Origin of the sequence: Vibrio sp. Y10_XG_PY6 (assembly GCF_024181795.1) — a bacterium.
GTDB classification, from domain to species: domain Bacteria; phylum Pseudomonadota; class Gammaproteobacteria; order Enterobacterales; family Vibrionaceae; genus Vibrio; species Vibrio diabolicus.
This window is the reverse complement of sequence record NZ_JAMZAQ010000003.1, coordinates 1-22,672: the sequence shown is the minus strand read 5'-3', so window position 1 is coordinate 22,672 and position 22,672 is coordinate 1. Positions and strand designations below refer to the sequence as shown.

The 22,672-nt window shown below is 45.9% G+C and carries 16 protein-coding genes, 5 tRNA genes and 1 rRNA gene; 9 read left to right on the top strand and 13 right to left on the bottom strand.

Annotation, left to right across the window (positions count from 1 at the left end):
- Nucleotides 1-98 precede the first annotated feature (98 nt).
- Both NL644_RS16155 and NL644_RS16150 read left to right on the top strand, forming a co-directional pair.
- Nucleotides 99-2,420: an acid phosphatase gene (locus NL644_RS16155; RefSeq protein ID WP_114323011.1), complete on the top strand. Its 2,322-nt coding sequence runs from the start codon at nt 99-101 to the stop codon at nt 2,418-2,420.
- Complete coding sequence (locus NL644_RS16150; protein ID WP_012841245.1) at nt 2,410-2,553, top strand: hypothetical protein; 144 nt, start codon at nt 2,410-2,412, stop codon at nt 2,551-2,553. Before NL644_RS16155 ends, NL644_RS16150 begins: the two co-directional genes overlap by 11 nt.
- 76 nt (nt 2,554-2,629) lie before the next feature.
- Here the strand turns inward: NL644_RS16150 and NL644_RS16145 are convergent, their stop codons facing one another.
- From NL644_RS16145 to NL644_RS16125, 5 genes are all read right to left on the bottom strand, one after another.
- Nucleotides 2,630-3,643, bottom strand: a complete 1,014-nt coding sequence (locus NL644_RS16145) for an SPOR domain-containing protein (protein WP_114323178.1) — start codon at nt 3,641-3,643, stop codon at nt 2,630-2,632.
- 157 nt (nt 3,644-3,800) lie between these two features.
- Complete coding sequence (locus NL644_RS16140; protein ID WP_005394358.1) at nt 3,801-4,757, bottom strand: ABC transporter permease; 957 nt, start codon at nt 4,755-4,757, stop codon at nt 3,801-3,803.
- A gap of 2 nt (nt 4,758-4,759) precedes the next feature.
- Nucleotides 4,760-5,737, bottom strand: coding sequence for an ABC transporter permease (locus tag NL644_RS16135; protein WP_031780394.1), 978 nt, complete (start codon nt 5,735-5,737; stop codon nt 4,760-4,762).
- A 146-nt stretch (nt 5,738-5,883) separates the two neighbouring features.
- Nucleotides 5,884-7,437, bottom strand: coding sequence for an ABC transporter substrate-binding protein (locus tag NL644_RS16130; RefSeq protein WP_005394355.1), 1,554 nt, complete (start codon nt 7,435-7,437; stop codon nt 5,884-5,886).
- Between the two features lie 92 nt (nt 7,438-7,529).
- On the bottom strand, nt 7,530-9,245 hold the full coding sequence (locus NL644_RS16125; protein WP_253658626.1) for an ABC transporter ATP-binding protein: 1,716 nt from the start codon (nt 9,243-9,245) through the stop codon (nt 7,530-7,532).
- Between the two features lie 662 nt (nt 9,246-9,907).
- On the opposite strand from NL644_RS16125, the gene NL644_RS16120 reads away from it, so the two are divergent.
- Entirely contained in the window at nt 9,908-10,633 is a 726-nt protein-coding gene (locus NL644_RS16120) for an HAD family hydrolase (protein ID WP_114323010.1), read from the top strand.
- Between the two features lie 340 nt (nt 10,634-10,973).
- Here NL644_RS16120 and NL644_RS16115 read toward each other — a convergent pair.
- The 5 genes from NL644_RS16115 to NL644_RS16095 all read right to left on the bottom strand — a co-directional run bounded on the left by NL644_RS16115 (nt 10,974) and on the right by NL644_RS16095 (nt 11,528).
- A tRNA-Pro gene (locus NL644_RS16115) sits at nt 10,974-11,050 on the bottom strand.
- A gap of 24 nt (nt 11,051-11,074) precedes the next feature.
- A tRNA-His gene (locus NL644_RS16110) sits at nt 11,075-11,150 on the bottom strand.
- 46 nt (nt 11,151-11,196) lie between these two features.
- A tRNA-Pro gene (locus tag NL644_RS16105) sits at nt 11,197-11,273 on the bottom strand.
- 69 nt (nt 11,274-11,342) lie between these two features.
- Nucleotides 11,343-11,418: transfer RNA gene (locus tag NL644_RS16100), tRNA-His, on the bottom strand.
- A gap of 33 nt (nt 11,419-11,451) precedes the next feature.
- Nucleotides 11,452-11,528: transfer RNA gene (locus tag NL644_RS16095), tRNA-Arg, on the bottom strand.
- Nucleotides 11,529-11,863: 335 nt separating this feature from the next.
- Between NL644_RS16095 and NL644_RS16090 the strand changes: the two genes are divergently transcribed.
- Nucleotides 11,864-12,277, top strand: a complete 414-nt coding sequence (locus NL644_RS16090) for a cytochrome c5 family protein (RefSeq protein ID WP_012841248.1) — start codon at nt 11,864-11,866, stop codon at nt 12,275-12,277.
- A 73-nt stretch (nt 12,278-12,350) separates the two neighbouring features.
- On the opposite strand, the gene rep is transcribed toward NL644_RS16090, so the two are convergent.
- A complete protein-coding gene (rep, locus tag NL644_RS16085) occupies nt 12,351-14,366 on the bottom strand; it encodes a DNA helicase Rep (protein ID WP_109168649.1) in 2,016 nt (671 codons plus the stop codon).
- Nucleotides 14,367-14,534: 168 nt separating this feature from the next.
- On the opposite strand from rep, the gene NL644_RS16080 reads away from it, so the two are divergent.
- The 4 genes from NL644_RS16080 to NL644_RS16065 all read left to right on the top strand — a co-directional run bounded on the left by NL644_RS16080 (nt 14,535) and on the right by NL644_RS16065 (nt 19,759).
- Entirely contained in the window at nt 14,535-15,116 is a 582-nt protein-coding gene (locus NL644_RS16080) for a TetR/AcrR family transcriptional regulator (RefSeq protein ID WP_005398171.1), read from the top strand.
- Between the two features lie 18 nt (nt 15,117-15,134).
- A complete protein-coding gene (gene vmeC, locus NL644_RS16075; protein WP_005398173.1) occupies nt 15,135-16,241 on the top strand; it encodes a multidrug efflux RND transporter periplasmic adaptor subunit VmeC in 1,107 nt (368 codons plus the stop codon).
- 12 nt (nt 16,242-16,253) lie between these two features.
- A complete protein-coding gene (gene vmeD / locus NL644_RS16070; protein ID WP_048624578.1) occupies nt 16,254-19,376 on the top strand; it encodes a multidrug efflux RND transporter permease subunit VmeD in 3,123 nt (1,040 codons plus the stop codon).
- Between the two features lie 131 nt (nt 19,377-19,507).
- Complete coding sequence (locus NL644_RS16065) at nt 19,508-19,759, top strand: accessory factor UbiK family protein (RefSeq protein ID WP_005398178.1); 252 nt, start codon at nt 19,508-19,510, stop codon at nt 19,757-19,759.
- Between the two features lie 187 nt (nt 19,760-19,946).
- On the opposite strand, the gene ilvC is transcribed toward NL644_RS16065, so the two are convergent.
- Nucleotides 19,947-21,431, bottom strand: coding sequence for a ketol-acid reductoisomerase (ilvC, locus tag NL644_RS16060; RefSeq protein WP_048624577.1), 1,485 nt, complete (start codon nt 21,429-21,431; stop codon nt 19,947-19,949).
- A 143-nt stretch (nt 21,432-21,574) separates the two neighbouring features.
- Between ilvC and ilvY the strand changes: the two genes are divergently transcribed.
- Nucleotides 21,575-22,465, top strand: a complete 891-nt coding sequence (gene ilvY / locus NL644_RS16055; protein ID WP_114323008.1) for an HTH-type transcriptional activator IlvY — start codon at nt 21,575-21,577, stop codon at nt 22,463-22,465.
- Nucleotides 22,466-22,559: 94 nt separating this feature from the next.
- On the opposite strand, the gene rrf is transcribed toward ilvY, so the two are convergent.
- A 5S ribosomal RNA gene (gene rrf / locus NL644_RS16050) occupies nt 22,560-22,672 on the bottom strand; the annotation flags it as partial.

The window sequence follows — 22,672 nt, the reverse complement described above, 5'->3', positions numbered from 1 at the left end:
AAGACACCACTCTCTTCAATCTCACTAGTGAGATTGAAAGATAAAAACAATAAAAAAGCGACTTTCTCATTCGGAAACGAAACAAGGACAAATGAATAATGAATAAGGTGAGTTTATTAGCAGCGTCAGTGGCTATCGCTCTTACTGGCTGTGGCGGTTCAGATGGTGGTTCAAACAGTGCTAACAACGGTGTTGTGATCACAGGCTTTGACGGCTACTTCAAACATGCAGTTGTTTTTGAAGATACGAACAACAACGGCCAATGGGACACTCAAGAAACACTCCTTGGTCTGACCGATGAGAAAGGTCAGCTTAAATTGGATGCAAAACCAGAAAACACTCTAGCACTGCAGACCATTACACCAAACGGTGCAAAGCAGAAACAGCTTATCGCTTTGGATGCTAAAGAGTACGCTGGCAAATACACGGTTGATATGGATCATCCAGGCCAAGCCATGGCCCACGAAGTCGTGTTCCGTGCACCAACATCGTCAAACGTGATTTCACCTATCACAGACCTTGTTGCGATTGAAATGGCAAAAGATCCATCCATTAGTGAAGAAGACGCAAAAGCCAAGGTAAACCAAGCGCTAGGAGGCTCAGAAGAAGCACCAATTGATCTGTACAGTGATTTTGTTGAAGGTGCGACAAAAAACGCCGAACTACATAAAACCGCTCAGATTCTGACCGACTCAAAAGCGCAAAACCCAGCTAACTACGAGAAAAAGGCCACTGAATTTGCTCAAGCGGCAAACCAAGAAGTGGAACGTCTTGTTGCATCTGGCGAAAACATCAATGACCCAAGTCTACGTCCAATCATCACTGACGCGACCCCAAATAGCGACAACTTAGCACCTGAAACGGCAATCAATAACAAGTTAACCGTAAACGAAACCGTCGAAGAGGCGGCTAAAGATAAGCTTGGCAAATTACCAAAAATCGTACAAGGCGCAGGCTTTGATGGCGTTGAACTAAACATCGAAGGTCTTTTCACAGACAAAGACCAAAACCTTGTGACAACCAAACTGACGCACAACTTAGCAGGCACAGGCATTGAAGTTGCGCAAACTGGCAACCTGATTGTTCTATATCCGACTGCTATCGTAGAAAAAGCTGGTGATTTTGAGATCGTCCTAACGGCGCAAGACATTGATTCTTCAGGTAAGGTTTTGGGTACGGTAAGCACCGTATTTAAGTTCGAAATCGAATCGGCAAACTTACCACCAATGGTTGTAGAAACAGAACAAGCGCATCTACAGTCCATCGTTGATGGTTGGTACCTACAACAAGGTGAAGTATTTGAACAAACGCTCGATATTTCTAGCTTGTTCCAAGATAAAGACGGTCATATCACCGACTACTCAGCGGACTATGTGGACATTGAAGGTCTAACAGTATCTGAGGATGGTAATGCGATTGTCACCATTAAAGGCACACCGACAAAAGCGAGCGAAGCCGGTGCAGCACTTGCGATTAGCGCAACAGATGGCCATACCGCGGTACAGATTGCGCTTAGCATGCCAACGGTTATCGAAGGCGTAACGCCACCACCAGTAGTACCGACTTTGGGCTTCACTCACGAGCACTTCAACGGTCAAGAATGGAAAATGGGTAGCTTCGCTCAAAAAGACGGTGAAATCGGCTATGCCATGTTGATGCAAGACTCTGAAGGCCTACTATTCTGCTGGGGCTCAAACCATGATGAGATGAATCAAGAGTACAAAGCGAGCATCAGCGACTTCCTAGAAAACACATGGGAACACGATGCCTACGCTATTCTTGCCGATCTGGACCAACAAACTGGTTACGCGGAATACCACAATAAAGACTGTGAAGACGTCGAGCTGAAAGACGGCAAGCTATACAACAGCTACGGCGAAGAGTATGAAATGCTGTACCAGCACACAACCGAGCATAACGGCACTCAGATGATCGTTAAAATCTCAGATGATGAGCTGTTCTGGATGGATTCAAGCAATACACCATTCGCAGAATCACTTTCGGTTGCAGAACACATCAAACACGGCACGGTAGAGCATGACTTGATGGTAGAAAGTAAAGGCTCGGGCGACGACAAAGTCCTGAAATACTCGTCAGGTACGTACGAGTACAACGCTGATACTTACAACTACACGTCGTTCATGCCAACAGGATTCCAAACTCCAGGTAATTGGGAAATCCAGAATGATGAAGGCCGTGAGCTGCTGATTCTAAAAGAAACAGGCTCAGAGTCAGATTACAAAACTCGTCATCGTTACATCAACCGTGATTTTGGTGACTTCTACATCGGTATTCGTTGGAGTAAAGAGCAAAACGGTCATGAATCCGCGCCGGAATATGGTCTGTACTCTCACAACAAAGAAGCCATGACAAGCATCGCGAGTTCACTCCCGATTTTGGAGCCTGGCGATGATGACTAAAGCAACCATCGTTAACCCTTGCTGTGATAGCGTGCATTTGCGTAGAAGACGCAGAACGCTTTGGGAACGCTTGGTCGGTATCAAAGAAGTGTATATCTGCTCTAACTGTCACAAAGAAACGCCACTCAAATAGCGATAATATTTGAGACCGCAAAAAAGCCCCGAACTCGGGGCTTTCTTCTATCTTTTTGACCGCAATATTTGAGTCGTTATTTCACGCACACTACGTTCAATAATGAGGTTCCGGTGAGCTGGTTTGGCTCACGATCTGCGAACAAACCTTTCTTATCTTTGCCCCAATACGGCAGTTGCAGTGGCCATTGATTTTTTTCCATCACACCAGACGCCCTCAACACTTTGAATTCTGCAGGGCTGGCTAAGCTCATACCCAGTTGCTGACATACTTTTTGCGAGTTTTCGTAGTTGAGACGATTCCACGGCTTGCCGTATTCCATGTAAAACTGATTGTGGTGGTCGAGTAAGTACGGCACCACGTACGTTTTGCCTTGTAAGGAGGTTCTCAACCGAACTTCAATGTCATCATTCCCGCTCACAACTGGCTTCGCTTTGGTCTTAGCAGCAGGCTTGGACGAAGAATTATCACGTGTATTTTTTACCTTGGTCTTTGACTTCTCTGCCGGCGCTGTAAAGGCGTCGGTATCAGCTCGCACGGCAGGAACTGGCGCGGATTTCGGGGTCACCGTCGGTGTTGGCTTAACCGAAGATGCGGCTGATTTCGACGGCACAGCGGGTTTAGATGGTGTCGTAGACTGTTTATTCTCTTTTCCAACCACGCGGATGAACGCCTCTTTGTAATTCGACAAGGTTTTGACTCCTCGCAAATCCCCTCTCGCATCAGACAGATCTTTGTAAGGCCCAATCAAACAGCGATAACCTTTGGACTCCGGCTTCATCCACACGTCAGTCGTAATCTTGCTGTAAAGCGGCTTTGCTTTCGCGAGTGACATTGGCTTTGGTAATAATCCGCATTGAATCCAGTAGAGGTAGTTGCCTCCTTGCGGCACTTTCTTTCCCCATACTCCGTTACCAATTGGGCACGTTTTCTCAAGCATCGGCAGTTCTTTCTCGCTCGCTTGAGTAGCTTGGCAAAGGAACTCCTCCGCCGATACTGGGCTAGAAAACTGGGCGCATACCAGCAACAAGCCGAAAGCTAGGCTTGCTTGGAAGATACGAGATGGGTGTTGTGCCTTCTTCATTTCCATACACTTCACTCTAAATTAGTGGGTAAGGTCATTATGGCGGCAAAGCGCCAAAAAAATGTGAACAAAGAATAACTAGCAAAAAAAGAGCCGGAATTTGCATCCGGCTCTCAGTTTAGGAAGGAATTAAGCGAATTTACAACGCTTGGCGGGAAAATTCTTAACCTTTGTACAGTTTCGGGTTGAATACATCTCGTAACCAGTCACCCAATAAGTTGATAACCAGAACCAGTGTAACCAACACGATGCCTGGGAATGCAGTAATCCACCACGCACCTGAGAAGATGTAGTTAAAGCCGATGCTGATCAGCGCACCTAGTGACGGCTGATCAACAGGAAGACCCAAACCTAGGAATGACAGTGCCGCTTCCGACATGATCGCATTCGCTACCTGTACCGTCGAGATAACCAAGATTGGTGATAGACAGTTTGGCAAAATATGGCGGAACATGATGCGTGGCGCTTTAAAGCCCATCACGCGTGCCGCTTCTACGTATTCTTTCTTCTTCTCTGCCAGTACCGATGCACGAATGGTACGTGCGTATTGCGGCCATTCAGCCACACCGATGATCACCACCAGCATCACCACCGCGTATTGGCTGTAAAAATCGCTGCCAAAGCTGGCTTTGAAAATGGCCGATACGATGATCGCCACCATCATGGTTGAGAACGATAGTTGAACATCCGCAAAGCGCATCAAGAAGCTATCGATACGACCACCGAAGTAACCCGCCGACAAACCAATGATGATACCCAGAATCAACTGAAGACCGACGGCTAAAAAGCCGATCGTCAAAGACAAACGAGAACCGTAAAGAATGGTCGATAAAATATCACGGCCTTGCTCATCAGTACCAAGAACAAAACGCTCATCGCCCTCTTCCATCCAAGACGGTGGTAGCTCTGAATCCATGATGTCGATAGACGTCAGATCATACGGGTCAGTCGGAGCTAGAATTGGCGCAGCTAATGCCAACACTAAGAACATCATAAAGACCGTAAAACTTGCCATCGCCACTTTGTCGCGCTTGAAGTAATACAAGAAGTCCGACTCTTTAAAACGCTGCCATGCAGATGGAGCGGCTTCAGGAGCTGGTGTTACATTTGATTGGCTCATGATTAAGCTCCTTTTCCAGTTAAGTTCACAGTTGGGTTGATGATGCCGTACAGCAAATCAACGATGGTATTGGTTACCACGAAAATCAGACCAACAAAGATAACGTAAGCTGTGATCAACGGTGTATCGACACGGTTGATTGCTTCTAGGAAAAGAAAGCCTGTACCTGGCCACTGGAATACGGTTTCGGTTAGGATGGTGTAAGCCACCATGGTACCAATCTGCACGCCACCTACCGTCAGTACTGGCAGCATGGTGTTCTTAAGTGCATGTTGGTAGTAAATTTTTTGTAAGTTCAAACCTTTTGCTTTGGCGAACTTAATGTATTCCGAGCTCAGTACTTCCAGCATTTCTGAACGTACCAGACGGATGAACAACGGCAGCATGATAGACGCTAGCGCAATACACGGCAGGATAAGGTGCTTAATACCATCGATGGTAAAGAAGCCAGATTCCCAACCGAGCACGTTAGCGGTTTCACCTCGCCCGTAGGAAGGCAGCCAGCCGAGTTCGATGGAGAAGACGTACATCAGCATGATTGCGGTTAGGAACACCGGAATCGAGATGCCGACACTACTCATCGCCATAACAAATTTGGTAAAGACACTCTTCGGGTGAATCGCGGAATACACCCCGAGTGGTATAGAGAAAACGATAATAATGAGCGTCGCGCCAAACACGAGCTCTAATGTTGCCACCAGCTTATCGAGGATCACCTCAACCGCAGGTCGCTTGAAAAAGTATGATGTACCCAAATCACCTTGCAGTGCATTACCCACAAAGCGCGTGTACTTTGTGATAAAGGGATCGTTCAGGCCCAATTCGTCGCGTAGCGCTTGGCGCTCCGACTCCGAAACCGACTGACCTACAAGCTCACGCAGCGGATCACCCAGGTTGTCCTGAATGGCAAACGCCACCAAACTGATCACAAACATCACTATCAGTGCCTGAAACAGGCGCTTGACCAGAAACGAAAACATTCCTTGCCCCTTAACTATCCATAGATCTCTAAACTTAGAGAGAAAATTCAGTCTGTAAAACTGGCTCAATCCGACTGAAATAAAACCGAGCCAAGTGTCGAAAACAGAGAAGGACTGGCGCCCCTCTCTGTCATGACTAAGTATGATTACTCGACAACTAGGTCGCCAAAGTAAGGCATTACCATTGGGTTCACGATGTCTGCGGCTTTCACGTTAGACTTCGCGCCCCACGCTTCACTTTGCCAGTGTAGCGGTACGAATGCGGCATCGTTGTATAGCGTCGCTTCGACACCTTTCAGCATTGCTGCACGTTTCGCAGGGTCCGTCTCTACGTTTGCAGCTTCAACCACTTTGTCCATTTCTGGGTTTGAGTAGTGACCACAGTTGTACTGACCACGACCGGTTTCTTCGTTACGAGTCATGGTTAGGAACTCGTTGAAGTTTGCCGAGTCCTCTGTATCCGAGTGCCAACCAATCATCAGCATGTCTGCCGCACACTTATCAAACTCAGGCCAGTATTGCGCTTTTGGCATAGTTTTCAGATCAACCTTGATGCCAATCTTAGACAACATTGCCGCTGCCGCTTGCGCTACTTTCGCATCGTTTACGTAACGGTTGTTTGGCGCAATCATAGTTAGCGTCAGGCCGTTCTCATAACCCGCTTCTTTCATCAGTTGTTTTGCTTTCTTCAGATCGTAGCGAGGTACTAGCTTGTCATCGTGACCAACGTAGCCAGTTGGACTCTGCTGACCAGCAGCTGTCGCGAAGCCTTTCATGATTTTCTTAACGATGCCTTCGTTGTTGATTGCGTGAACAATCGCTTGACGAACGCGAACATCTTTCAGTGCTTCGTTGCTGTTTTGGTTTAGTTGGAACGTGATGATACGAGTACCTGGTAGCGTGACTAGATCGATGCCGTCTGCGTCTTTCACACGTTTGTGATCGTTTGGTGCTACCGGGTGAATCATGTCAACGCCGCCAGAAAGTAGCGCAGCTACACGAGTCGCGTCTTCTTTGATTGGAACAAGCGTTAGCTTATCAACGTTACCTTTCGACTCTTTGTCCCAGTAATCTTTAAAGCGTTCAAATTCCACTTTTACGCCCTGTTCACGTGAAGTCACAATGAATGGACCCGTGCCAGATACGTTAGTCGATGCAAATGAGTTACCGTGCTTCACTAGCTCAGACTTGTCTTTGCCGTCTGCTGTTTTACCCGTGTAGAACTTGCTGTCCATAGGGAAAATGTACGTTGCAGTTTGCAGCACTAGTGGGTAAGGACCTTTGGTTACAAGATCGAACGTGTTGTCGTCCACTTTGACGATTTTCTCGTACGGGTCGAAAATGTTTTTAAAATCAGGAGAACTTTGTAGACGCTCAAACGTCCATACAACGTCGTCAGCCGTTAGGGTATTACCAGAGTGGAATTTCACACCTTCACGCAATTTAAAACGAACGGTAGTGTCGTTAATGCGCTCCCAGCTCTCTGCTAGACGAGGTTCGAAATCCATTTTTTGAGTAAAGCGAACTAACGGATCAAATACCATGTGTGACATTTGCAGTGTGCCACCTGATAGCTGCTCATGTGGGTCAAGCGATACTGGGTCAGCTGCGTAGCCAACTTTGATATCTGCTGCCAGTGCATTAAAGCTTAGGCCCGCCGCCATTAGCGCCACTGCTAATTTGCTTTTCATGGTTTTCATTTGCATAACTCCTTCATGCGGGGATACGGATCCCTTGTTGTTGTGTTTGCGTCTTTGTTATGACTAAAGGTTAACCAAGTGAGGTGCTTGGTTTATGCCGTCTCGATCTCTTCTCGCAAGCCTGTAAATTCAGGCATCAGAGAAATCAATTTTTTGCTGTATTCGTGTTGAGGTGCCGTGAATAACTGTTCTGTTGGTGCCACTTCTAACAGTGTACCCATTTGCATCACACCTACTCGGTCACACATCTGGCGAATAACAGGTAAATCGTGGCTGATAAACAACATAGTCAAGTTCAGCTCACTTTGCAGATCTTTCAGCAAGTTTAGAATTTGTGCCTGTACCGATACGTCCAGTGCCGATGTCGGTTCATCACAAATCAAAAGTCGAGGACGAGTCGCCAACGCACGCGCAATAGAAATACGCTGACGCTGACCACCGGAGAATTCATGAGGGTACTTAAGCCCTGCCATACGACCCAAACCAACATGATCGAGAAGGTCATTCACGATTTGGCGAGTTTCCGACTCGTTTTTCGTCAGTTTATGAAAACGGATTGGCTCAGCAATAATATCGAATACCTTCATACGAGGGTTCATTGAGGTATACGGGTTTTGGAACACCATCTGCATTTGACGACGCATTGGGCGGCGTTCTTTCTCAGAGGTTAAAGCTGTCAGGTCAATACCCTCAAACTTCACCTGACCAGAGTTAGGTTGGTATAAACCAGCAATAACTCGCGCAATGGTTGATTTACCAGAGCCAGACTCACCCACCAAACCAAAGGTTTCGCCTTCATGCACTTCAAAGCTCACATTATTGGATGCCTGCACGTATTCGCGACGGCTTTCAAATAAAGAGTCTTTGGTGACAAAGCGCAGATTAACGTTCTTCACGTCCAAAAGCGGGCCTGTGTACTCGCGCTCATCCTGGCTTTGTCCTAGCCAGTGATTCTTGATGTCGAGTGGCTCCATTTCTGCCGCTTCTTCGATGTAGCTGACCAAAGGGAAGCGATCAAGCTTTCTGTCTGAACGTGGAACGGCTGAAATTAGGCTGCGAGTATAGGAGTGATCAGGATCGCCCAACACTTTGGCTGTTGGTCCAAACTCCACCAAGTCACCACGATACATTACCGCGACGCGGTCAGTGACGTTGGAGACCACACCCATATCGTGAGTGACCAGCATACAGCCGACATTATTCTTGATACACAATTCTCGGATCAAGTTGAGGATTTGGTCTTGGATTGATACGTCCAGTGCCGTAGTTGGCTCATCGGCGATGATCAGATCTGGCTCACCAGCCAAAGCAATCGCAATGACGACACGCTGACGCATACCACCAGAGAATTGGTGTGGGTATTGTTTTAAGCGGTTTTCTGGCTGCGGGATGCCAACTTGCTGCATTAGAGAAAGCGCACGCTGATACGCCTCTTCATCAGAGACTTTCATGTTGGCGTGGATCGTCTCTTTCAGCTGCTGCTCAACCGTAAAAAGTGGGTTAAGTGAGGTCATTGGATCTTGGAAAATAAAACCAATCTTCGATCCGCGAACCTTACGCATCGCTTCTGGTGATAAACCAGAAATTTTTTCTCCATCCAAGAAAACATCGCCGCTAGCAACGCGACCTGGAAGGCTAAGCAAATCAATAACGGCGTTACCAACGGTGGATTTACCCGCACCTGATTCGCCAACAACACCCACGATTTCACCACGTTCAATATGAAAAGAAAGTGACTTCACGGCAGCGTGAACGCCGTGTCGGGATGGGTATTCAATACGAAGGTTTTTCACTTCTAATAGTGACATTTCAGACCTCTACTGCCTTGTCTGTGGTATCGAATCGCGCCAAAGGCACCATTCATCACCTGAATGAATCCGTTCAAATTCAGAATAATACTCTGAAATCTTAATGCGGAAACAATTTGGCAAAAATCACACAAAAAAGCAACAATTAAAGTATATTCCGCCGAGAAAACATTAAATAAACGCACAATGAGCGAATAAAAATGCATTAACAAGTATTTAACCATTTTCATATCACACTATTTTTGTGCGCCATGCACCAATAAAACTAGAAAAATGCTCTAAAAATAAGCATGGGCCAACCAGAACCATTACCCACATTATTCATATGTGATTGTTAACATTTAACAAACAATATCGTATGCGAAAAGCAATTTTTCAACATAAAAAACTATTAATAAAATAGTCGGCAAATATAAAAAGCCAAACTTAGAAAGAGAAAGGATAGGCTAAAACGTGAACACAACAGCAAAACCACACAAATCCTCTGTCGACGACGATTATGCGCCGCTTAAGCGGTTTGTTGACTAAACAAAAGAAAGTGCGGTTACCATCACTCTCCCAGTGTAGGTGAAGCACGTCGATTTTAACCCTTTACGGCACAATTGAGAGTGGGATAATAGATAATCAATGTTAGAGCCAAGCTGTAAATGAAAGGAGCCCCTGTGCTTAAAGCGATTTTTTTTGATATGGACGAGACTTTATGTGCGACGTCACAAGCCGATAAAGTTGCAGGACAAAAGTTTACGACTTGGATTCATAAGACCTACCCGCAAGTTACCGAACCACAAGCTTTCTTACAGCGCTACTTACAGGGTGTGTACAAGAAGCTGAATGCGGAATTCCCTCACCTTGTGGCTCTGCTACCTGATGAAAACGCGTTCCGTTGTGGCCTGATCCAAAACATATTGGCGGAGCACGGAGTCAGCATTAATGCCGAAGAGGCTCAACAAGCTCAAGACTACTTTGACTCTGCACGTATGGGCGCGTTCACTTTCTTCCCTGATGTAAAAGAAATGCTCAGCGACCTTCGTCGGCATTATAAACTCGTCGTGATCACTAACGGCCCGATTTTTTCTCAACACCCTAAACTCAGCGCGACACAGATGAGCGACTGGGTGGACCATATTATTGTGGGGGGAGAAGAGCCTGAAGAGAAGCCCGCTGCGAGCATTTTCCAAAAAGCGCTCGACTTGGTCGAAGTAAAACCAGAAGAAGCCCTACACATTGGCGACTCTTTACCAGCAGATATAGCAGGCGCTAACAATATGGGTATTTTGAGTGTGTGGGTGAATGCGACAGGTGCGAGTAACTCAACAGATATAACGCCCAATTTTGAAATCCAAGAAACGGTAGAGCTGAGAGAAATCCTTAAAACACTCGCCCAATAAAAGTAGCGGATTAGAAAAACACAAAACCCCAGACGTCGTTCTGGGGTTTATTTTGTCAGCTCGAAAAGCATTTGGATCATAGGTGGTCAAAAGCCCCTAGAGCTGTACACTTTTGGTGAAATTGAAATCGCATGCAGATGCTTTTAAGAGGATAGATGCAAAAAAGCCCCAGTCTTTCGACTGGGGCTCTAAATAGCGGTCGGTGAAGAGCCGAATTCTAACTTCAGGCGAACCCCACTTGGGTTCAAATCCTTTGAAATACTGTCGACTAATAGTCGCCCAAGCGATGTAATAAACTCTAAAACGACGAAAGCCTGCTAAAAAGCAGGCTTTCTAATAGTGGTCGGTGAAGAGGGATTCGAACCCCCGACCCTCTGGTCCCAAACCAGATGCGCTACCAAACTGCGCTATTCACCGAGCATGTATTCTTTAAATAAAGAATGGGGTGGCTAACGAGACTTGAACTCGCGACAACCGGAATCACAATCCGGGGCTCTACCAACTGAGCTATAGCCACCATCAAATTGTCATGTTTACCGCTATCTCAGCCATAAACTAAATAGTGGTCGGTGAAGAGGGATTCGAACCCCCGACCCTCTGGTCCCAAACCAGATGCGCTACCAAACTGCGCTATTCACCGACGATGTTTTATCTTGATTTAATCAAGATTGGGAGCAATGCTACCGCATTCAATCTAAAAAAGAAAGAATGGGGTGGCTAACGAGACTTGAACTCGCGACAACCGGAATCACAATCCGGGGCTCTACCAACTGAGCTATAGCCACCACTGATTTTTACCGATGTATCCTCCGAGGCAATGGTACGCCCGAAAGGATTCGAACCTTCGACCTTTGGCTCCGGAGGCCAACGCTCTATCCAACTGAGCTACGGGCGCATGCCCTATCGGCGGAGTGGAATAATACGGATATCACACTATGCCGTCTAGTACTTTTTTTACTTTTTTTATCGTTTGGTCTCTTTTTCGACAGTTATCTTCCTTTAAACTGAATTTTTGATGTGATTCACGCCCTGTCATGGATAACTTGTTGTTTATTGCAACAAGTTATCGGGATATAATCACCCATTATTTACATTGATTTAACAGCTGCAACCAAGTTGTCTAATCATTCTATGCCATTCAGTGGAATTTAGTGATTTCTCTGCTCGGCATTAATACTCTAACTATATAAATAGGTAAGTCACTTACCTCGGGAATGTGAAGTGGGTTTAATGGATATGTCTCGACAAATGATTAGCGTTTTGTTCGCTGCCTTAACGTTTTCTACGGCAGCTTTAGCTTCTGACATCAGCCAAACTGAATACGATGCGATCGCAGAACGCATCCAACCTGTCGGTGATGTTTATCTAGCGGGCTCTGAGCCAGTGAAAGAAGAACCAACCGGTCCACGTGATGGCGCCACAGTTTATGGTACTTTTTGTATTGCTTGTCACGCATCTGGCGTAAACGGCGCACCTAAAACAGGTAATGCCGATGACTGGGCACCGCGTATTGCACAAGGCAAAGAGACGTTAGTGAAGCACGCGTTAGAAGGCTTCAATGCGATGCCTGCCAAAGGAACCTGTATGGACTGTTCTGACGATGAAATCATCGCAGCAATCGACCACATGATTGAAGGTCTATAAGTAAAGACATCAATGAAAAAGGCTTGCCAACTGGCAAGCCTTTTTGTGTTTAGTCAGTGAGAACAAGGTTACTCTACTTCTTAAACATTGCTCGAATATTGGCAATGTGTGCCTGACCTTTCGCCATACGCTCTTCTGCTGATACTGGCTTTTTATTGGCTTCCCATTCAACGTCATCAAATGGCAACTCATCCAAAAATCGGCTTTGAGTCGGTTTTATCAACTCGCCGAACTGTCGACGCTCTTTGCACATAGTGAAAGTCAGTTCACGCTGCGCACGGGTAATGCCAACATACATCAGACGACGCTCTTCTTCGACGTTGTCTTCATCAATACTGGTTTGGTGCGGTAAAATACCTTCTTCAGACCCAATTAAGTATACATATGGGAACTCAAGGCCTTTTGATGCGTGCAGCGTCATCAGTTGTACTGCATCGCTGTCTTCATCTTCTTCGCCACGTTCCATCATGTCACGCAAGGTCAAACGTTGAACGACTTCTTTTAACGTTTTCTCTTCTTGATCGTAGTTGTCACCTTCTAGGTCCGCCACTATCCACGAGTAAAGATCAGAAACGTTCTTCATTCGCATTTCAGCGGCTTTCGGGCTTGCTGAAGTTTCGTATAGCCAATCTTCATAATGGATATCGCGAACTAGCGAGCGAACCGCTTCGACGGTATCACCACGCTCAGCTTGGTCAGCAATCGCCACTAACCATTGGGTGAAACGACGTAAATTTTCCAGGCCGCGTCCCGTTAAGTGCTGTTCGAGCCCCATTTCAAAACTCGACTCAAACAGGCTCTTCCCACGCATATTGGCATAACTGCCTAGCTTTTCTAAAGTTACAGGGCCAATTTCACGTCGTGGTGTATTCACAATGCGTAAGAATGCATTGTCGTCATCTGGGTTAACCAAAACGCGCAAATACGCCATGATGTCTTTAATTTCTGCTCGTGCAAAAAACGAGGTGCCACCAGAAATTTTATACGGCACACGGTTTTGCATTAGAGACTTTTCAATTAAGCGTGATTGGTGGTTACCACGGTACAAAATTGCGTAATCACGATAGTCGGTTCGATTCAAGAATTTGTGTGCAATCAACTCCCCCGTGACACGCTCAGCCTCATGCTCTTCATTTTTAGCCAACAACACTTTGAGTTTTTCACCGTCAGGAATTTCTGAAAATAAGGACTTCTCATAGACGTGAGGGTTGTTGGCTATCAAAATGTTGGCCGCACGCAGGATTCGACTCGTAGAGCGGTAGTTTTGCTCCAACTTAATCAATCGCAAATTCGGGTAATCTTCACCCAGCAAGACTAGGTTCTGAGGCTTCGCACCACGCCATGAATAAATGGACTGGTCATCATCTCCTACGACCGTCAATCGCCCACGTTCACCGACGATTAATTTCACCAACTCATATTGACTCGTGTTGGTATCTTGGTACTCATCGACCAACAGATAGCGGATACGATTCTGCCAACGTTGGCGAACGTCTTCATGATTGCGCAAGAGTAAGACGGGCATCAAAATTAGGTCATCAAAATCGAGCGCGTTATAGGCTTTCATTTGCTTTTGGTACATATCAAAGCAGAACGCAAACAATTGTTGCTGCTCACCTTGCGCACGCGCTTTGGCTTGCTCTGGCGTCAACATGTCGTTTTTCCAATTGGAAATACAACTCAGAAGCTGACGTAGCAGATCTTTATCACCATCAAGCTGCTTTTCGGTAAGTTCCTTGAGTAGCGCCAGTTGGTCTTGGTCATCAAACAGTGAAAAGCCCGCTTTCAATCCTAAATGCTTGTATTCGCGTTTGATGATGTTTAATCCCAAGGTGTGGAACGTTGATACCATCAAACCTTTAGACTCGGCTTTCCCCAACGTTTGGCCGACACGTTCTTTCATTTCACGCGCCGCTTTGTTGGTAAACGTCACCGCTGCAATATTACGCGCTTTGTAGCCACATTGCTGAACCAGATAAGCGATTTTATTGGTAATAACACGAGTTTTGCCCGAGCCAGCACCAGCTAGCACTAGGCATGGACCAGACACGTATTTCACGGCTTCATCTTGACTAGGGTTCAGCTTCATAGAAATTCTCTGCGGGTGATAAATGTGGCGCCTATGATAAAGGGGTGGCCTCGTGAAAGCTACGCTGATTTCTTGTAATTTTCATACCAACAAGCGCAACATTCTGTTGCATAAAAGGCGGGTATTTGAGCTATAATGAATGAACGTTCATTCACTGGTGGTAGGATTATGAAGGATAACCCTGCTGTAGATAAGCGAGAACAAATCTTAGTCGCTGCAGAGCAACTCATTGCTGAATCGGGCTTTCAAGGGCTTTCCATGCAAAAGCTCGCCAATGAAGCAGGTGTCGCAGCAGGAACGATTTATCGTTATTTCTCAGATAAAGAACATCTTTTGGAGGAATTACGCCTTAACGTTGCAAAGCGTGTCGCTACGGCTGTGCAACTGGGCGTGAGTGAAGAGATGCCTTTAAAACAGCGATATCGAACCATGTGGCTCAATATTTGGAATCTAGCGAGCTCGAATTTAAATGCGCTCAGCAATCGAGTTCAATATGAGTCTCTACCCTGTTCAAATAGTAGCAAAGCTCGGGAACTTGAAAGACAAATGTTTGCCCAAGTAGATCTTCTTTTTAATCAGGGGAAAGAAGAGGGCGTATTCAAGCCTCTCGATAACGAAGTGCTTTCTGGGTTGAGTTTTGAGGCAAGTGTTGCACTTGCTAGGAAACACGCTTTGGGATTTTATCAACTGGATAAGGCGGCATTAGAAGCTGCTATTGAAGCCAGTTGGGATGCAATTATTAAACACTAACTTGGAGTTCTTAATAGAATGAAAAAGTGGACTTTCTTTATGTTACTTATCGCCGTTCTCTTGTTCGGCAGCGTGATAGGTTTCAATTTATTTAAGCAACAAAAGATTGCTGAATACATGGCAAACCGTCCTGAACCTGAGTTCCCAGTAACCGTGACGGAAGTACAAGCGGTTGATTGGGTACCAGTGATCGAGGCTATCGGTTTTATCGAACCAAACCAAGGTGTGACGGTCGCAAACGAAACCAGTGGTGTTATCGACAAAATCGCATTTGATTCCGGCACTCAAGTCAAAGCAGGTCAGCCATTAGTACTGCTTGACTCTGACGTTGAGAAAGCGAATTTAAAGAGCTCGCAAGCCAAGTTGCCAGCAGCAGAAGCGAAATACAAACGCTATCAAGGGTTATTTAAAAAAGGCTCTATTTCTAAAGAAGCGTATGACGAAGCAGAAGCGAACTACTTCTCCTTAAAAGCGGACATTGAAAGCTTGAAAGCGACCATCGACCGACGCGAGATCAAAGCGCCATTTGATGGTGTAGTAGGTATTCGTAACGTGTACCTAGGTCAGTACCTACAAGCGGGTACCGATATTGTTCGCCTGGAAGACACCAGCGTGATGCGTTTACGCTTTACCGTGCCGCAAACCGATATTTCACGTATCAATATCGACCAAGAAGTGGATATCTTCGTGGATGCCTACCCAGATCAGCCTTTCAAAGGTTCAATTTCTGCAATTGAGCCTGCGGTTAACGTACAAAGTGGCTTGATTCAGGTTCAAGCAGATATCCCTAACAGTGATGGCAAACTGCGTAGTGGTATGTTCGCACGTGCAAACATCATTCTGCCTAAATTAGAAAATCAGGTCACTCTGCCTCAAACTGCGATCACGTTTACGCTATACGGCGACAATGTTTACATCGTAACGGAAGAAGATGGCGAGAAACGCGTTAAGCAGCATGTGGTAAAAGTTGGCGAACGCTCTAAAGATATCGCACACATTCTAGAAGGCGTGAAGCCAGGTGATGTAGTGGTGACATCGGGTCAAGTCCGTTTAAGTAACCACGCAAAAGTAAGCATTGTCGAAAGCGATGCAACTACCCCACCTGCTGAAACACCAATGCTTTAAGTTGGAGGCATCATGCGCTTTACAGATGTTTTTATAAAACGTCCAGTTTTAGCGGTATCGATCAGTTTTTTGATTGCATTGCTTGGTTTGCAAGCCGTGTTCAAAATGCAAGTTCGTGAATACCCTGAAATGACGAATACAGTGGTCACTGTGACCACCAGTTACTACGGTGCAAGTGCCAACTTGATCCAGGGCTTTATTACTCAGCCATTGGAGCAAGCGGTGGCGCAAGCCGATAATATTGATTATATGACCTCGCAATCGGTGTTAGGTAAATCAACCATTACTGTCAACATGAAGTTGAATACCGACCCAAACGCGGCATTGGCTGACATCTTAGCGAAAACTAACTCGGTACGTTCCCAGCTTCCAAAAGAAGCCGAAGACCCGACCGTAACGATGTCGACCGGTTCTACTACCGCGGTATTGTATATTGGTTTTACCAGTGACGAGTTGTCTTCCAGCCAGATCACCGACTACCTTGAGCGTGTAATCAACCCACAGCTATTCACTGTAAATGGTGTATCAAAAGTTGACCTTTACGGTGGTATGAAATACGCGCTGCGCGTATGGCTAGATCCAGCCAAAATGGGCGCGTTAAAGCTGACTGCAACGGATGTCATGAGCGTTCTTAACGCCAACAACTACCAATCTGCGACGGGTCAAGCGACGGGTGAGTTCGTGCTTTATAACGGTAGCGCGGATACTCAGGTATCAAACGTTGCTGAACTTGAAGCGTTGGTCGTAAAAACGGGTGAAGGGGACGTTATTCGCTTAGGTGATATCGCTAAGGTAACACTTGAGAAGAGTCACGACGTTTACCGTGCAAGTGCAAACGGTCAAGAAGCCGTGGTTGCTGCAATCAACGCCGCGCCAAGTGCCAACCCAATCAACATCGCTGCTGATGTGCTTGAATTATTACCTCAACTTGAGCGCAACTTACCAAGTAACATCAAAATGAACGTGATGTACGACTCTACCATTGCGATCAACGAGTCAATTCACGAAGTAGTGAAAACGATTCTTGAAGCGGCAATTATCGTACTTGTAGTGATCACACTGTTCCTAGGTTCGTTCCGTGCGGTCATCATTCCTATCGTCACTATTCCACTCTCTTTGATTGGTGTAGCGATGGTTATGCAGGCAATGGGCTTCTCTTGGAACTTGATGACACTACTGGCGATGGTACTTGCCATCGGTCTGGTGGTGGATGACGCGATCGTGGTACTAGAAAACGTGGACCGTCATATCAAAGAAGGCGAGTCACCATTCCGTGCAGCAATCATTGGTACGCGTGAAATTGCAGTGCCAGTTATTGCGATGACATTAACGCTAGGTGCGGTATACGCACCAATCGCGTTGATGGGCGGTATTACAGGCTCGTTGTTCAAAGAGTTCGCTTTAACGCTAGCAGGTTCGGTATTTGTGTCCGGTATCATCGCTTTAACGCTATCACCTATGATGTGTTCAAAGATGCTGAAGGCGAATGAAAAACCGAGCAAGTTTGAGCAAAAAGTTCATCATATCCTTGATGGCATGACTAATCGCTATGAGAAAATGCTTACAGCAGTCATGGCTCACCGTCCTGTTGTAATTGCATTTGCGATAATTGTATTTGCGAGCTTACCGATTCTATTTAAGTTTATTCCTAGTGAGCTGGCGCCGTCCGAAGATAAAGGTGTGGTTGTTCTGATGGGTACCGCACCATCAAACGCGAACTTGGACTACATCCAAAACACCATGGATGACGTGAATAAGATTCTCTCTGATCAGCCAGAAGTAGAATACGCTCAGGTATTTAACGGTGTGCCGAACTCAAACCAAGCGTTTGGTCTAGCAACATTGAAGCCATGGAGTGAACGAGAAGCAAGTCAATCTGAAATCACAAAGCGTGTGGGAGGCCTAGTTTCAAGTGTCCCAGGTATGTCTGTCACTGCGTTCCAAATGCCAGAACTGCCTGGTGCGGGCTCAGGCCTACCTGTCCAGTTTGTAATTACGACACCAAATAGCTTCGAAAGCTTGTTTACTATCGCTAGCGATATCCTGACCGATGTTGCAAGTAGTCCAATGTTTGTCTATTCCGATCTAGACCTGAACTACGATTCAGCAACCATGAAGATTAAGATCGATAAAGACAAAGCGGGTGCCTATGGTGTGACCATGCAAGATATTGGTATCACTCTCAGCACCATGATGGCTGATGGTTATGTTAACCGTATCGACCTTAACGGCCGCTCATATGAAGTGATTCCTCAAGTTGAACGTAAATGGCGTCTAAACCCAGAGTCGATGAAGAACTACTATGTGCGTTCTGTTGATGGTAAAGCCGTCCCACTAAGCAGCTTGATTACGATTGATGTGATAGCAGAGCCTCGCTCTTTGCCACACTTCAACCAGCTAAACTCCGCGACGGTAGGTGCGGTGCCATCGCCTAACGTTGCTATGGGTGATGCAATTAACTGGTTTGAAGACATCGCACAAACCAAACTGCCTGCAGGCTATAACCACGATTACATGGGCGAATCTCGTCAGTTTGTAACGGAAGGTAGTGCCTTGTATGCAACCTTTGGTCTTGCACTTGCGATCATCTTCCTCGTTCTGGCGATTCAATTTGAATCACTCCGCGACCCTATTGTCATCATGGTATCTGTACCGCTAGCAATATGTGGTGCTTTGATCGCGTTGGCGTGGGGTACTGCCTCAATGAACATCTACTCGCAGGTTGGTTTGATCACGCTGGTCGGCCTGATCACCAAGCACGGTATCTTGATCTGTGAAGTAGCCAAAGAAGAGCAGTTACATAATAAACTGTCTCGTATTGATGCTGTGATGGAGGCTGCGAAAGTACGTCTTCGCCCTATCCTAATGACAACCGCAGCAATGATCGCAGGTCTGATCCCGCTGATGTACGCTACCGGTGCAGGTGCCGCGCAACGTTTCAGTATCGGTATCGTAATCGTTGCTGGTCTAGCAATTGGTACATTGTTCACACTATTCGTACTACCTGTGATTTACAGCTACCTAGCAGAAAAACACAAACCACTGCCAGTATTTGTTGAAGACAAAGACTTGGAGAAGTTGGCACGAGTTGATGAAGCGAAAGCAGCCCACCGTGAATTAGCGGATAACAGATAAGCTTTTAAGGCATTCAAAAAGGTCACTTCGGTGACCTTTTTTATTGCCGCTCTCTTTTTTGCCATCTAAATGGCGACTTTCACGTATCATTTACTTAAAATGAGGACAAATCAAAAGGAGTTTTAGCCACTATGTTTGACCCAAAGAAATTAGAGCAAATTGCTAAACAGATTCACGACTCAATGCCTCAACCTGTAAAAGAGTTGGGCTCTGATGTTGATCAGAAAGTTCGTCAAGTAATCCAAGGCCAACTAAACAAGCTAGATGTTGTAAGTCGTGAAGAGTTTGATGTTCAAACTCAAGTTTTACTGCGCACGCGTCAAAAACTGACAGAAATGGAACAGAAATTGGCGGAGCTTGAAGAGAAGCTTGCAGAAAAATAAGTGTTAAAACGCTCCTCACAAAGGAGCGTTTTTCTTATCGGCGCGCAGATAAATCGGCTAAAAACAAAAAGGCTTGGTCAACGGCGACCAAGCCTTTTGATTAGATGTTGTGTTTTATTTTGTATTTACCACTCCAGTCTGCCTGGAGTTCATTTAATATTTTCTCCGCTTTGTGCAGCAAAGAAAATTAGCCACCAACCGCGATGCGCTTCATATCTGTCATATAACCACGTAGTTCTTCACCGATGTATTCTACAGGGTGGTTGCGGATTGTTTCATTCACAGCGATAAGAGTCGCGTTATCCACTTGGTTAGACGTTTCACCTAGACCTTTACCAATGACGTCTGTACTAACAGAAGGCATGAATTTTTCACGCAGTAGCGGCGTTGCTACATTAGCAAATAGGTAGTTACCATATTCAGCCGTATCAGAGATAACCACGTTCATCTCGTATAAACGCTTACGTGCGATAGTGTTTGCGATAAGTGGCAGCTCGTGTAGAGACTCGTAGTAAGCAGACTCATCGATGATGCCAGATGCCGTCATTGCTTCGAATGCTAGCTCAACACCCGCACGAACCATAGCAACCATCAGGATACCGTTATCGAAGTACTCTTGCTCAGAGATTTCTACGTCAGTTTCTGGGTAGTTTTCGAAAGCAGTTTCACCCGTTTCTGCACGCCAGCCTAGTAGGTTCGCATCGTCGCTTGCCCAGTCAGCCATCATAGTGCTAGAGAAGTGACCTGTGATAATGTCATCCATGTGCTTGTTGTATAGCGGACGCATCAGCTCTTTTAGCTCTTCAGAAAGCTCAAATGCTTTCACTTTTGCAGGGTTAGTTAGGCGATCCATCATGTGAGTGATACCACCAAACTTCAGTGCTTCAGTGATGGTTTCCCAACCGTATTGAAGAAGCTTACCTGCGTAGCCAGGATCGATACCATCAGCAATCATCTTCTCGTAACATACGATAGAGCCAGCCTGTAGCATGCCACAAAGGATAGTTTGCTCACCCATTAGGTCAGATTTCACCTCAGCAACAAAAGAAGACTCTAAACAGCCTGCACGGTGACCACCTGTTGCTGCAGCCCAAGCTTTCGCGATATCCCAACCTTCACCTTTTGGGTCGTTCTCTGGGTGAACAGCGATAAGAGTTGGAACACCGAAACCACGCTTGTACTCTTCACGAACTTCCGTGCCCGGGCACTTAGGTGCAACCATTACTACTGTTAGGTCTTTACGGATTTGCATGCCCTCTTCAACAACGTTGAAGCCGTGTGAGTAACCTAGCGCTGCGCCTTCTTTCATTAGCGGCATTATCGTCTCAACAACGTTTGTGTGCTGCTTATCAGGAGTAAGGTTTACTACTAAGTCAGCTTGTGGAATTAGCGTTTCGTAGCTACCTACCTCAAAACCGTTGTCTTTTGCGTTTTTGAATGACTGGCGTTGCTCATCAATTGCTGCTTGGCGAAGCGCGTAAGCAACGTCTAGACCAGAGTCACGCATATTCAGACCTTGGTTAAGACCTTGAGCACCACAACCTACGATAACCACTTTCTTGCCTTTTAAGTAATCCGCTTCTGAAGCAAATTCACTACGGTCCATAAAGCGACAACGACCTAATTGGTCCAACTGCTCGCGCAAGTTTAAGGTATTGAAATAATTAGCCATCTTGGTGCTCCTTTGAGATTCTTCCATTGAGGTCGGTAATTGCCTTACCGAATAACTTCATACTAAAACAGACATTAAATTGCTTAAAGTGATATATTCACAATTAGTTATTGCAATTTGTGCAACATGGAAATGAAGATTTAATGAATATCAAAAGCCTGCAACTTTTTATTCATCTGTGTGAGAGTAAAAGTTTCGCTAAGACCGCAGCAGCGATGCATGTGAGTCCTTCAGCCTTGAGCAGACAAGTACAAAAGCTAGAGGAAGAAACTAGCCAACAATTATTTTTGCGGGACAATCGCAGCGTTGATTTAACGAGCCAAGGCAAAAAACTGGTTCCTGTCGCCTTAAAAATTCTTGGCGAATGGCAGCAGTACCAAAGTCACCTAAAAGGAGCAGAGGACGAGTTGAAAGGAGAAATCCGTCTCTTTTGTTCGGTTACTGCAAGCTACAGCCACCTGCCAGAGTTAATCTCTGATTTTCGTCTGCAGCATCCTTTTATCGAATTTAAGCTATCAACCGGCGACCCGGCTCAAGCAATCGACAAAATTCTAGCAGATGAAGCCGATATTGCCATCTCAGCCAAATCTGAGCAGATGCCAAGCAAAATCGCATTTGAAACGATCAGTGAAATACCACTTTCGGTCATCGCTCCTGTCGGCGTGAGTTCATTTGCGGAGGAGCTACAAAAAGAAAGACCAAACTGGTCAGTCATTCCATTCATTCTCCCAGAAGCAGGGACAGCAAGAGATAGAGCCAATGCTTGGCTCAAACAAATGAAAATAAAGCCGAAAATCTACGCGCAAACGTCAGGGCATGAAGCCATCGTAAGTATGGTTGCACTGGGATGCGGTGTGGGTATCGCACCTGATGTCGTGATCAACAATAGCCCGGTGAGGGAGAAGATAAATCGCTTAAAAGTGTTACCAATTAAGCCGTTTGAACTTGGTGTCTGCTGTACCAAAAATCAGTTAGAGAATCCATTAGTGAAGGCTTTTTGGAAAGTAGCGGAGAGTAAATACATTACACTTTAACAATAGATGTTTGAGCTCTGATTGCTTAGGTAATTTTCAGAGCCCAGAAACGTAAAAAAGCCCACTCTTTCGAGTGGGCTTTTTCAAATTTAAAGCCTGGCGATGTCCTACTCTCACATGGGGAAGCCCCACACTACCATCGGCGCTATTTCGTTTCACTTCTGAGTTCGGCATGGAAGTCAGGTGGGTCCAAAACGCTATGGTCGC